Annotated in this window: 7 protein-coding genes and 1 tRNA gene; 1 reads left to right on the top strand and 7 read right to left on the bottom strand. The window is 72.0% G+C overall.

Annotation, left to right across the window (positions count from 1 at the left end):
- Positions 1–129: 129 nt before the first annotated feature.
- Complete coding sequence (locus BGP73_RS01160; protein WP_244501039.1) at positions 130–2,526, bottom strand: YfjP family GTPase; 2,397 nt, start codon at positions 2,524–2,526, stop codon at positions 130–132.
- Positions 2,527–2,531: 5 nt separating this feature from the next.
- The gene (locus tag BGP73_RS23385; RefSeq protein ID WP_079127178.1) at positions 2,532–4,403 is read right to left on the bottom strand and encodes an ATP-binding protein; all 1,872 of its coding nucleotides are present in this window, start codon (positions 4,401–4,403) and stop codon (positions 2,532–2,534) included.
- A gap of 425 nt (positions 4,404–4,828) precedes the next feature.
- On the opposite strand from BGP73_RS23385, the gene BGP73_RS01150 reads away from it, so the two are divergent.
- Positions 4,829–4,901 (top strand) — tRNA-Arg (locus BGP73_RS01150).
- A gap of 68 nt (positions 4,902–4,969) precedes the next feature.
- Here the strand turns inward: BGP73_RS01150 and BGP73_RS01145 are convergent.
- The 5 genes from BGP73_RS01145 to BGP73_RS01125 form a co-directional block, all read right to left on the bottom strand.
- Positions 4,970–5,845 carry an ABC transporter permease gene (locus BGP73_RS01145; protein ID WP_079127104.1) on the bottom strand — a complete coding sequence of 292 codons (876 nt, stop codon included), beginning with the start codon at positions 5,843–5,845 and terminating at the stop codon, positions 4,970–4,972.
- A gap of 415 nt (positions 5,846–6,260) precedes the next feature.
- Positions 6,261–8,297 carry a TerD family protein gene (locus tag BGP73_RS01140; RefSeq protein ID WP_069812034.1) on the bottom strand — a complete coding sequence of 679 codons (2,037 nt, stop codon included), beginning with the start codon at positions 8,295–8,297 and terminating at the stop codon, positions 6,261–6,263.
- Positions 8,298–8,672: 375 nt separating this feature from the next.
- Positions 8,673–9,014 (bottom strand): DUF6204 family protein, encoded by a 342-nt coding sequence (locus tag BGP73_RS01135; RefSeq protein WP_069811353.1) that lies wholly within the window; start codon positions 9,012–9,014, stop codon positions 8,673–8,675.
- Between the two features lie 182 nt (positions 9,015–9,196).
- On the bottom strand, positions 9,197–10,510 hold the full coding sequence (locus BGP73_RS01130; RefSeq protein ID WP_069811351.1) for a hypothetical protein: 1,314 nt from the start codon (positions 10,508–10,510) through the stop codon (positions 9,197–9,199).
- A gap of 271 nt (positions 10,511–10,781) precedes the next feature.
- Positions 10,782–13,001 (bottom strand): NADP-dependent isocitrate dehydrogenase, encoded by a 2,220-nt coding sequence (locus BGP73_RS01125; RefSeq protein WP_069811349.1) that lies wholly within the window; start codon positions 12,999–13,001, stop codon positions 10,782–10,784.
- Between the last annotated feature and the right edge of the window lie 286 nt (positions 13,002–13,287).

The following is a 13,287-nucleotide window of genomic DNA, read 5'->3' as shown; positions in this document are numbered from 1 at the left end:
CTCCAGGAGAACCGATCGAATCGCAATCGTTACCCCGTGAGACGATTGAAACTTGCTATATCGACAAATCCCCGTGCCGAAACGGGAGTTACCGGACCTCCGTGCGGATGCGGAGATTCGTCGGGGACTTCAGGGAGCGTCCGCGGCCACTGTCAGGTACTGCTCCCTCACTTCCCGGTACCGCAGCAACTCCGCGGCGACCGGTTCCAGCACGCAGGAGCGTCCGCAGGAACCCGCCGTGCTCCGCAGCCGCCGCTCCACCTCCCGACCGTGTTCCCGGGCCGGCTGCCGGGAGGCTCTCCGGCAGCACCACGCCAGCAGCGGGCCGCTGACCGCGGCCGCTCCCAGCATCAGGAGCGGGGCCCGGACGGCCTCCCCCAACCCCCCCGTGGGGCCGGCGACCACCGCCACCAACCAGGCGGCCGCCGCCAGCTGCGCGGCCAGCAGCAGCACCTGGGTCACGGCGGCCAGCGTCCACCAGCGCGGCCGGGACAGCTGCCCGTCGCCCACCAGTTGCGCGGCGGCGGTCTCCTCAAGGGTCTCCGGCAGCCACTCCGCGCCCTGCGCCGCGGACTCCCGCACCGCCCGCGCCCAGGGCTCCGGCAGCCCCGCGGAGGCATCCTCGGCCACCGCGCGGACCGCCTGCTCGACCATCGCCCGGTCGGCTCGGGGCGCCCGCCCCTCGTCCTGCTCCGCCGGGAGCGGAGCCCTGCCCGCCGCGCGGGGAGTGGGCCGGAACCTGGGGCGGTACAGCCCAGTGCTGAGTACCCCCGGACGCCGGGCGCGGGGCCGGCCTGGTGCGGGGCGGACGGTCACGCCGGCGGCGGCCCGCCTCCTCCGGTAGCGCCGGCGCAGCCGCCACCAAGGCCCTCCGTAGGCCAGTTCGGCCAGCCGCAGCCACTCCCGCCGTGCCGCCCGTCCGGCGGCCTGGGCGCCGATCGCCTCCGCCAGCCGCTCCTCGAAGACCTCCCGGGTCCCCTCGGTGAGGACGGTCCTGCCCTTGGAGAGGTAGACCGGCCGCAACCGCTCGGCCGCCCCGGCCACGTCGGCGGTGAGACGGCGCTCGGCGGCTCCGCGCTCCTCACAGAAGCGGCCGAGCTGCTCGCGGAGTTCCGCCATCCCCTCGCCGGTGAGGGCGGAGACGGCCAGCACGGCCGCGCCGGGCTCACCGTGTTCGCCCAGCGCGAGGCCGTCGTCGTCCAGCAACCGCCTGAGGTCCTCCAGCACCTGGGCCGCGGAGTCACCGGGCAACCGGTCGAGCTGGTTCAGCACCACGAAGGTCACCTCGGCGTATCCGGCCAGCGGACGCAGATAGCGCTCGTGCAGCACCGCGTCGGCGTACTTCTCCGGGTCCACGACCCAGATCACCGCGTCGGCGAGCCCGATCAGCTGGTCCACCTGCTCCCGGTGGCCGCCCACCGCGGAGTCGTGGTCGGGCAGGTCGACCAGGACCAGCCCGCTCAGCCCGGGGTCGGAGCAGAGCTGCGCCTGCCGCCTGAGCCGGTGCGGGACACCGAGCCGGTCGAGCAGGCCGTCGGCCCCCTGGGACCACGTGCAGGCCATCGGGGCCGAGGTGGTCGGCCGGCGTACCCCCGTCTCCGACAACGGGGCCCCGGCCAGGGCGTTGAACAGCGTCGACTTGCCGCTACCGCCCGCGCCGGCGACCGCCACCACGGTGTGGTCCAGCGAGAGCCGGTGCCGGGCGGCGGCCTCGTCGAGCACCCGGCCGGCCTCGGCGAGGGTCTCGGGCGCGAGCCGGACCCGGGAGAGGCCGACCAGCCGGCGCAGCGCCTCCAGCCGGCCGCGGAGCGCGGCGCCGAACTCCAGTCTCCGGGCTCCTCCGTAGGGCGAGGCTACGGTCGGCGCCGTGCCGGGGGTCCAGAGGGGGCCCGTGCCTGGCGCCCTAGCGCCGGAGCAGTCGGTGGGCCGGACACCCTCGCCGTCGGTCCACCCGGCACCGCCGGGGCTGTGGCTCACCCCTGCGACGCCGGGGCTGTGGCTCGCCCCTGGGACGCCGGGGCTGTGGCGGGGTGTGGGCGGCTCTTTCCGGCGGTCGCCGTCCCGGGGAGGCGAGAGGGGGCTTTCCGGGACGGGGATGACCGCCGACGGGCCGTCTCCGGCAAGGCCGGTGACCGCCGCCGCGGTGCCCAGCCCTCCACCGGTCGGGCCCTCGGGCGCGGTGGCCCGCTCGTCCCGCGGGGGCGGCGGGGCGGAACGCTCGCCCGTCTCGCCCGCCGCGGCCGGCCCGCTCCGTGCCGCCGCGCGGGAGAGGGCGCGCCGTGCGATCAGTCCGTCGTTCCAGGCGCGGGCAGGCTCGCCGGGGCCGTGCTCCTCCGGATCGGCGCGGTCCTCGCGGGACCGACGCGCGGGGAGTCGCGGGGATGCGACCGGAGCGGCGCCGGCGGGCCGCTCCCCTCCATCCTCGACACCGGTCGGCGGCTCGCCGCAGGGGGTGTCGGCCCCCGCCGGGGACGGGGACGGAGGACCGCCGGCGTCTTCCGGCCGATCGGCTGTGGTGGAGGACACTCCGGTCACCTTTCCTTCCGCAGTACGGACAGCGCGGCGATCAGCTCGCTCTGCCGCACCGGGTTCACGTCGAGTTCGTCCAACGGAGCCAGCCGCAGGTCCCGTTCCGCGGCCAGGACCCCGCGCACCGAGTCAGCCAGCAGCCGGTCTCCGTTCTCCCGCAGCCGTGCCGCTCCTCGTTCTCCCAGTTGCGCGGCGAGCGTGTCGGCGGCGGAGCCCGCGGCCGGGCCGCCGAGCAGGGCGGCGGCGAGGAGGGCGGACACCTGGGCGGGGTCCACGGCACCGGCGGTCTCGGTGCGGTCCGCCGCCTCCTCGGCGAGTTCCTCCAGTCGGCGGCGCCAGCGCCGGACCGCCACCCCGACGCGCTCCGCGGAGCTGGCGAGCCCGGTCTCGGCATCGGCCGCCGGGGTTCCGGCGGCGCCGAAGACCCCCAGCCGCTCGGCCCAGCCGGCCCCCTCGGCTCCGCGATCGTCCGGGGCGTCCACACCGTGGCCACCGGCCGAGCGGGCCGCTCCGACCGTCCCGCTGCCCGGTCCGCCCTCCGCGGGTCCGCCGGCGGTTCTGTCGGCCAGTTCCTTCCGCCAGGCCGACTTCGTACGCTCGTCGGTGTCCGCGACCACACAGCACAGCAGCGCCGTCACCCCGTCGACCAGCGCGTCCAGCAACTCGCCGGCGGTGCTGTCCTCGGGGTAGCCGCGCCAGTGCGCGAGGGCCGAGCCGGCGAGCAGGCCGCCGCCCGCCGCTTCGGAGCGGGCCTGGTCGACGGCTTCGAGATAGGCCGCCTCCACGCACCGGGCCAACCGGAGGGCGGTGGCGTGCTGCGCGGCGGTGGCGGCGGCCAACCCGGGCAGCCGGGCGTTGAGGGAGTCGAGCACGCCCGTGGCGGTACGGGCGGCGGAGACCGCCCGGGCGGCCGGGTCCTGCGCGCGCTGGATGAGCCAGCCCCGCAGGGCGGCGACGGCGCTGACCGGGAGCAACCCCGCGCCGTCGCCGGCCGACTCGGGCAGCTCGGGGATGGTGAACCGGGGGACGTCGCCCAGTCCGGCCTGTTCCAGCAGCCGGTCGAAGTGGCCGGAGAGCTCCGCCACGACCTGGTGCGGCACCCGGTCCAACACGGTGACCAGGGTGACGTCGTACTCCCGGGCGGCCCGCAGCAGGTGCCAGGGGACGGCGTCGGCGTAGCGGGCGGCGCTGGTGACCAGCACCCACACATCGGCGGCGCAGACCAGCCGGGCGGCCAGTTCGCGGTTGCCGGTGACGAGCGAGTCGATGTCCGGGGCGTCGAGGAGGGCGAGGCCCCGGGGGATGCTCGGCACGGTCTCGACCCGCAGCCGGCACGGGGCGTCCTCGGCGCCACCCCCGGGACGGTTCTCCCCCGGTCGGGGCAACGTACCGCCGTCGGGGCCGGGCCGCCGCGGGATCGGCCGTTCGGCGGTGTGCGCGGGCCGTCCGCCGCCCGCCGCGGCCGGTACAGCGCCACCGGGGCGCCCGGCGGCTGACGGGATGTTACGGCGCAGTTCCCGGCTCAGCTCCGGCAGCACCCGGCGGCCGGTGAACCAGTGCCGGTCGTCGGGGTGGCAGACGAGTACGGGGGTGCGGGTGGTGGGCCGCAGCACTCCGGCCTCGCTGACCCGGCGCCCGACGAGCGAGTTGAGCAGCGTGGACTTCCCCGCACCGGTCGACCCGCCGAGAACGGCGAGCAGCGGCGCGTCCGGGGCCTGGAGGCGGGGCAGGAGGTAGTCGTCCAACTGCGCCAGCAGCTCCAGCCGGGTCCGCCGGGCCCGCGGCGCGTCCGGAAGGGGGAGCGGAAAGCGTGCGGCAGCGACACGGTCGCGCAGTGCGGACAGTGCGTCGATCAGCTGAGGCTGTACGTCCAAGGTCGCCACACGCGAAGAATGCCCAATTTTGTCACCGTTTTAAAGCGTATAGCCATCCTGCGCGCCGCCCCCCGGGCCGCGGGGCGGGCGCCACCCGACCGCCGCGCGCCCACCCGGGGATTACCGGGCGGCCCAGCGGCGTGACGCCGCGTTACCCACGGGCCGTCAGGCATAACGAGTGCACAACACCCGGCTTCCGAGAGCGCAAAAGCGATGCGGGAATCGCCCCCGCCTGCGAGTATCAGGACCGCTTCACGGAACCTCCACAACGTGTCACGGAGGTGAAGCAAGCCGGACAAGGTACGCGGACGCCTATCCTTGTCCCCGGCAACGCCACGGATCCGCCGAACCCGGGTACCGAGCAGCATCGCCCGTACGGTCGGAACCGTCGGCACGTCGGGGACCGGGTTCCGCGGCGCCTTCAGGCCCCCGTAGCTCAGTGGATAGAGCAGGCGCCTTCTAAGCGCTTGGCCGCAGGTTCGAGTCCTGCCGGGGGCGCCCTCCGCGATTCTGCTGGATCGGCGGTTGTTTCCGCGAGTCGGCATAGAGCTCAGGGGTTCGCCAGGTCAGCCGGTGGCGCCCTTGTCCCGGGAACGGCCCGGCCAGCTCCCGGGGCCAGCCCGGTCGGCCGTCACCGACTGCCCGCGGCCGAGACCGACTGCCTGCGGCCCCGGGGCGGCCCGGTGGAGACGGCGCCGGGCGACGAGCTCGACCGTCACCGCCACCGCGACGGACTGCACCGCCATGAGCGCGATGAGCACGAACAGCTGCACCGCGCCCGCCATCAACGGGCTGGCCCCGCCCAGCAGCATGCCGACGAACGCCCCCGGCAGGGTGACCAGCCCGACCGTGCGGGTCTGGTCGAGACCGGGCAGCAGCGCGTCCGAGGCCGCCGGCCGCGCGATCTCCATCCGGGCCTCCCGGTCCGGGAACCCCAGGGCCATCGCCGCCTCCACCTCACCGTGGCGCTGGGCCAGTTCGTCCAGTGCCCGGCGGCCGGCCAACACGGTCACCGTGAGCGCGCCGCCGATGAGGATCCCCGTGATCGGGATCAGGGCGATCCCCTCCGGCGGGACCAGCCCGGTCAGCAGCAGCGCGGCGACCACCGGGACCACCCCGGCGGCGATCGGGGCCGCCGTCAGCCACCAGGTGTGGTTGCCGGTCAGTCTCCGCCCGGCCGTGCGCACCGCGACGCCGAACATGACGACCAGGAAGGTCAGCAGCCCGGAGAGGGCCGTGACCGCCCAGCTGATGACGAGAGAGACCGCAGCGAGCTGGACCGCGGCGCGCACGCCGGCGACGAGGATCTGCTTCCGGCGGTCCACACCGGAGTCAGGGGACAACCGGAACCAGTGCGTGACTCCGGCCGCCACCAGGAGCAGAGCGAACAGCAGGACGCCGAGCTTCACGTTGACCGGTAGAAGAGACGCCACCGCAGTCACCCGGCCAGCCTAACTCGGTCTCCGACCTCGCAGGTCGGGCTCGCCCGACCTGCTCAGGCGAGCAGGAGGCCGTTCACGGTCAGTTCGGAGAGGCGGCCGGCCACCTGGGCCCCCGACCGCCGTGGTGCCGGTCGAGCGAACGAGGTTCGCGCGCTGTCGGCCTGGAGTGGCACCCCCCAGTTGCTTGGCCCACCCCGGGCATCGAGTGCAGAGCGTTGGAAACCCAATCCGATGACTCCGCCCAAAGCCGGAACCACAGCTGGATCACCGCAGAGAGTAACGACAAGTGTTTGCTCGCTGAGGAGCAGCGTCCAGTACGTCCTGGACGCTGCTGGGCTTTCAGGCAGTGCAGCGAGGCGATCGTTGCCTGGTGCCGCAGCAGCGGCTGCGAGGACCGCGGCGACGCACCGCCCGGTCACTCCACGGCAGTTCCCCGGGAAGCAGTCCTGCGGCGGGTCGAACCATGTCGCAGATGCGCCACAACGGAGGTGTGAAAGCCGTCCACGGCGTCGTAGACGCTACGGATGAACCCGGTCTCAGCGTTGCCTCGGCTGCTTCCCATACTCTTGCTCAGCGCCACCCCAAAACCGGCAATCTTCGCACCGTCCTGGGGAAGGAGGTCGGCCGGTTCGGAACGCAAGCGCGCCAAAGTGCTACGCGGACCGGTCTGCCCGTCGATGAGAGTCTCGATACGCAGATCGGCTGGCGCTTCGGCTAGTTGTCGTACCAGCCGTTTGGCCCAGGTCAGCGGATAACCCTGTTCGGGCGCGGGCACTTCGATCGAGGTACGCAGCTTGCCTGTGCGTAGATCAGCGACGATGGCCAGCGTGCCCGGCGTGCCCTCGATACGGATCTCGGCGGTCAGCCGTCCGGTCTCGCAGAAGCGCTCGGCCAGGGCGGTACGGCGGCTTTGCGGGTCGGTGCCCCGCTTGGCCCGCTGCACTGGCAGTACCTTCTGGCCGAGTTCGCCACCCAGCCACAAGCAGACCTGGCGCATGAGCCGTTCCCAGCTCTCGACGACCTCCACGGCCCGCTTGTCCCCCGGACAGAGCGTCTCGTCCTCGATCCCCCTGCGTACCGGCACCCAGGCCGGACCCATGTTCTGAAAGCCGTGGCAGCCCGAGTTCTCGTGCTGCAGGTAGTGCAGGAGTTCCCGGAGGAGCCAGGCGTGGACAGCGCTGCCGACGCCTTCATGATGGATCAGCGTCTGCGCCTGGTGGGCGACTTCCGCCCAGGAGAGGTGCCACAGCGTCACCTTGTGCTTACGACGTCGATCGATCTTGACGTCGATGAGCGAACTGCCGTCGAGTGCCACGTCATTGGAGAGTGTGATCACGGCTTCATAGCCGCGCCGCGCGGCGATGTCCACGTAGTCCTGTACCTGCCCGGACCTCAGCGCATTGCCATTGGTCTTCGTCTCCACCAGCGCCGTCCACAACTTGCCGGCCCGTTCGACGCGGACGACTCCGTCAGGGCGTCTGGGCCTGTCGCCATGAGGCAGAGAAACCTCGGTGAAGGTCTCCATCCGACCGGCCGGGGCACCGAACGCGGCGGTGAGCCGGCGGCCGAATTCCGGCACCTGGGCCATCACCGACAGTAAAACGGACGTGGCGCGCATCTCCCGCTCTCGGTCGTTCTTGAGCGAGGAAGCAGGGAAGAGCCGGGCCTGCCGCCATGCGTCGTCCTCGGCGAGCGATTTCCGGTCCGTCTTGGGCAGGGTGACCTTCTTCTTGGCGGTACGGGGGCGGCGCTTCGCGGGGACGGCAGATACGGCGCTCCCAGCATCCGCCAGTTGTTCAGGGATGGTCACCGACTGTTGTGGAGCAGGCGATCCGACAACCTCCGCGGTGCCAGCCGAGCCGGCCTCCCCCTCGCGTCCGTCGGAGCCCTCCGCATCGTCGGCCTCCTCTTCCGAAGTGTCGTCCACATCGATACCGAAGTCGGTGGCCAGCCCTGCCAGCCCGGTCGCGTACCCTTGGCCGACGGCGCGGAATCTCCACTCTCCGCCCCTCCGGTACAGCTCACCGAAGATGAAGGCACTCTCCATACCGGCGTCGGTGATGGAGAACCCGAGAAGGGCCTCCCCGGCGGGGTCGGCGATCGTCAAGCGCAGATCGTCCAGGTCACCGAAGTGCGCGCCGCCGTACCTGCTCGCGGCCAGCACCACGCGCTCCACATCTTCCGGCACCGCTGTCAGATCAAGGCCGATGCGGTCCTCGCTGCCGTTGGCGGTCGGCGTCTTACCCAACAGCTCGACGCTTCCGTCAGCTGCGGTGGGGTTGTTGTAGAAGAAGAAGTCCGCATCGCCGCGTACTTTGCCGTCCGGTGCCAATAACAGCACGGACACATCAGCATCCCCGTCCCCCGTCGTGCTGCACCACGCCAGGCGCACGACCAAGGACCCGACATCCTCACTCAGAGTGTCCAGCCCGACGTTGGCCCCCTTGGCCATTTCCTGCATGCCGCCCCCCAGCGCAGAGGTCGTCACTGCTCTCGACAGGCCGACCTTTCACCAAATCTATGCAACACACCCTTATTTGAATCACCCTAGCGTTCGGGGGCCCTTCCAGCCGGTGACTCGCAGTTTCCGATCATGACCGTCGGGCGCGGTCTTCGTGCACCGACTCCGACTCGGTAGAGCTGGTCGGGACTCATCGGACGCACGAAGAAAAAAACTTGCACGCCTCACCATGCGAGGTGGACAAGCCGACACGGCCTTCGACAGACCCTGGTGGCGAACACCACCGGCTGTGCCACCGAACCAGCCCCACGGTGAGCTGCGGAGCATCCCGGCGCCCGGCCATGCCGGATCTGCCGCGCCGGTCGGTCAGCGCCGGCCGGGCTTCCGGTTGATCTTCATCAGATCCATGTCCGTCGCCGAGGAGCGCAGGTCGCGGTAGCCGAGGCCCTGCTCCCGCAGCGCCGTCTCGGCCTGCTCCTCGGCGATCGCCGCAGCCATCTCCTCGCCGTCCGCCGCGTCGGAGACCACCACGAAGCGGTAGCTGAAGTGCTTCAGGGCGCTGTCGTACGAGAGGCACCCCTCCTCACTGAACCGCATCTGGTCGAGGCCGTGCTCGTCGACCTCCGACAGCAGTCGCGCACGGGCCTCGTCCGTGAGGTCGTGCCAGGTGCCGCGCACGATCACCCGGTAGGTGTGCTGCTCAGCCATAGCTCTGCTTCTCTTCTGCTCGACGACGTGGCGGGCGGAGTGGCCACGGGAACCACGAGCCTACAGAGCGCTGCCGGGACACCCCACCGGTTTTTCGAGCGCTGCCGAGCGCGCCGGCGGACGCGGCACGGCCGCCGCGCCGAGGGGGCGGGCGGCGGCCGTGTCGAGGGGTGGTGCCGGCGTCAGCAGTCGGGGACGCCCGGCAGCCAGGCGTCCGGGACGGCCATGAAGATGTTGGAGACGTACCCCCCGTAGTCCGGGAGGTAGGACCAGGCGTCGTTGGTGTAGCCCTGGTACTGCACGAGTTCGCCGTGCACCTGGCACTGCACCCGCACGGTCGTCGGGCCGGCCAGCGAGCCCACCCTGGTGGAGGCGGTGGTGGCGGCCTGCCGGACGCTCACGTCGGTGCCCCAGGTCGGGAAGGACTTGGTCGCGCCGCCGTCGTCCCCGGTCCACAGGTAGGTGACGGTCACCCAACCGTTGTCGTTCAGGCCGACGTTGTAGAAGGTGCCGTCGGCGAGGTCGATGCCGGCCGGGTTGAGGACCGCGCGCCCGAACTCGTCGCGGCCTCCGTTGTAGCCGTCCTGGTACGCCGCCTGGGCCTCCGGCTTGCCCCGGGGCAGGTCCTTGAAGCTCTCGCGGTTCGCCGAGGGGTTCCAGTAGTCGTCGTGCGTGTTCCACGGGCCGACGTCCCACACCGGCGCCGTCTCGCAGCGCGCCGGCCCGCACACCCGCACGGAGTACTCGCCGCTGCCGTTGGCCGACAGGCCCCGCCGGGAGGGCAGCGCCACGAAGTGGTCGTTCGGCTGGATCACGTGCCCGTTGGCGGTCGTGTAGCCGACCAGGCCCTCGCGGGTGGCGTAGACCTGGGCGGTGAACGGCTCCGCCGTCTGCTTCAGCGGAGCGGCCTTCGACACCCGGTCCGCGGTCAGCCGCAGGCTCCGCACCGCGGGGCCGGCCCCGTCCTTCCCACTGGAGAGGGTGAGGCGCGCCTGCACCTCGGTGACGGCGCGTGGGAGTTCGGCGGGTGCGCCGGGGGTGGCCTCGCGCCACTCCGTCCAGGCCCCGTGCTCGCCGTCACGGCCACGGACGTCCACTACCGCCCGCGCGCCCGCGGGCGCGTCCGCCCGCACGTCGGCGGCGATCCGGTTGACGGCGCGCTCGACGGTGTGCACCGGGAGTACGCCCGATCCGTAGCCGCCTGCTCCATCCGCGGAGGCGAGGCCGACACCGGTGTCGCGGATGCCCAGGGCGCCGTCGGCGTAGCGGAGGTTGGCGCCGTCCTCCCCACCCGTGGCGGACAGGTCGACCCGCCAGGAGGCGGCGCTCTGCTTCGCCGTCCCCGAGGGCACGGAGGCCGATGCCCCGGTCGCCGGTGCCGCGGAGGCCGCGCCGGAAGCCATGGCCAGTCCTCCGACCGCCGCCAGCGACACAGCCCCGGCCAGCACCCGGCGGCTCGCTCTTCGGCGGCCGCCGGCCTCGCTTCTTCCTCGCATGTGCCTGCTTCCCTTCGTCCGACTGCGGTCCGCTGCTCGCGGGCACCGATCAGCCAGGGTGAACACCGAAGTTGTCAGGTGCAAGACATTTGACACGACAAGAACAGGACAGCCTCGGCACCCTCGCGCACCGAGGGGAGCACGCCGGACGGGGCGGCGCCACCGGTCGCCACACTGCCGGCCGGAAAAGCAGCGGAGGGGGTGGTCCGAGGACCGCCCCCTCCGCCGGCTCACGGTCTCACCGAAGGTGGCGGTGAGACGCGCCGGATGCTCAGCCCAGGGTCGCCAGCGCCTGGTTGAGGGTCTTCGACGGGCGCATGACCGCGGAGGTCTTGTCCGGGTCGGGCTGGTAGTAGCCGCCGATCTCGACCGGCGAACCCTGCACCGCGACCAGTTCGTCGACGATCGTCTGCTCCTGCTCGCTCAGCGTCCTGGCCAGTTCGGCGAAGTCCTTGGCGAGTTCGGCGTCATCGGTCTGCCGCGCCAGCTCCTGCGCCCAGTAGAGCGCGAGGTAGAAGTGGCTGCCGCGGTTGTCGATACCGCCCAGCTTCCGGCTCGGCGACTTGTTCTCGTTGAGGAAGGTGGCGGTCGCCCGGTCCAAGGTGTCGGCGAGCACCTGGGCGCGTGCGTTCCCCGCGGTCTGAGCGAGATGTTCGAAGCTGACCGCGAGGGCGAGGAACTCGCCCAGGCTGTCCCAGCGCAGGTAGTTCTCCTTCACCAGCTGCTGGACGTGCTTGGGGGCGGACCCCCCGGCTCCCGTCTCGAACAGCCCTCCGCCGTTCATCAGCGGGACGATCGAGAGCATCTTGGCGCTGGTGCCCAGCTCCAGGATCGGGAAGAGGTCGGTCAGGTAGTCCCGCAGCACGTTGCCGGTGACCGAGATGGTGTCCTCGCCACGGCGGATCCGCTCCAGGGAGAAGGCGGTTGCCTCGGCCGGCGTCATGATCTCGATCTGCAGGCCCTCGGTGTTGTGCTCGGGCAGGTACTGCCGGACCTTCTCGATGAGCCGGGCGTCGTGGGCGCGCCCCTCGTCCAGCCAGAACACGGCCGGGTTTCCGGTGGCCCGGGCGCGGGTGACGGCGAGTTTGACCCAGTCCCGGATGGGGAGGTCCTTGGTCTGGCACATGCGGAAGATGTCGCCGGCGCCCACGACCTGCTCGAGCACGGCCTTGCCGCTCTCGTCGACGACCCGCACGGTGCCCGTGGTGGGGATCTCGAAGGTCTTGTCGTGGCTGCCGTACTCCTCGGCCTTCTGCGCCATCAGTCCGACGTTGGGCACCGAGCCCATGGTCGACGGGTCGAAGGCGCCGTTCGCCCTGCAGTCGTCGATCACGACCTGGTAGACGGCCGCGTAGCTGCTGTCGGGGATGACGGCGAGGGTGTCGGCCTCCTGCCCGTCCGGTCCCCACATGTGGCCGGAGGTGCGGATCATCGCGGGCATCGAGGCGTCGACGATGACGTCGCTCGGCACGTGCAGGTTGGTGATGCCCCGGTCGGAGTCGACCATGGCCAGCTCCGGGCCTTCGGCGAGCTCGGCGTCGAAGGAGGCCTGGATCTCCGCGCCGCCGGGCAGCGACTCGAGGCCCTTGAGGATGCCTCCGAGCCCGTCGTTCGGGGTCAGACCGGCCGCTGCCAGCGTCTCGCCGTGGGCGGCGAAGGTCTTCGGGAAGAAGGCGCGCACCACGTGGCCGAAGATGATCGGGTCGGAGACCTTCATCATGGTGGCCTTCAGGTGCACCGAGAAGAGGACGCCCTCGGCCTTGGCCCTGGCGACCTGGGCGGCGAGGAACTCGCGGAGCGCGGCGACGCGCATCACGGAGGCGTCGACCACCTCGCCGGCGAGTACGGGTACCGACTCGCGCAGCACGGTGGTGCTGCCGTCGTCCCCGTCCAGCTCGATGCGGAGCGAGCCGGCCTCCTCGATGACCACGGACTTCTCGGTGGAGCGGAAGTCGTCACCGGTCATGTGGGAGACGTTCGTCTTGGAGTCGGAACTCCAGGCCCCCATCCGGTGCGGGTGCGCCTTGGCGTAGTTCTTCACCGAGGCGGGCGCGCGGCGGTCGGAGTTGCCCTCCCGGAGCACGGGGTTCACCGCGCTGCCCTTGACCTTGTCGTACCGGGCGCGGATCTCCCGCTCCTCGTCGGTCTTCGGGTCGTCCGGGTAGTCCGGCAGCGCGTAGCCCTGCTGCTGGAGTTCGGCGATCGCCGCCTTCATCTGCGGAATGGAGGCCGAGATGTTCGGCAGCTTGATGATGTTGGCGCCGGGCGTCTTGGCCAGCTCGCCGAGTTCGGCGAGCGCGTCGTCGATGCGCTGGCTCTCCTCCAGGTACTCGGGGAAGACCGCGATGATCCGCCCGGCCAGCGAGATGTCACGGCTCTCCACGGTGACCCCCGCCGTCGAGGCGTACGCCTTGGCCACGGGCAGGAAGGAATACGTCGCCAGGGCCGGGGCTTCATCCGTGTGGGTGTAGATGATGGTCGAGTCAGTCACCGGGTGCTCCGCTCCACGTCGTAACATTGCTCGACATCAAGATATCTCCTCCGGGTTCCCCTCTCGACCGCGCCCCGGGTTCCGGCCCGCGGTGACCCGCCCCGCCAGGCGCCGGTGACGCCTCGGTCCGGTGCCCACGCCGGGCGGGCGCCCGGCACAGTGAACGGCCCCCACCGGGGAACCGTCGGCGGACACGCGGCCGGTTCGGGGCGACCGTCGCGCGCGTCTGGTAGTGGTTGCCGCGGGTCGGACGGCCGGAAGCAGCGGGGAGGGCAGAGGTTCCCGC

It is taken from the genome of Streptomyces sp. TP-A0874, assembly GCF_001748085.1.
Lineage (GTDB): Bacteria > Actinomycetota > Actinomycetes > Streptomycetales > Streptomycetaceae > Streptomyces.
The sequence above is the reverse complement of the archived record's forward strand: the minus strand, read 5'-3'. Positions and strand labels throughout refer to the sequence as shown.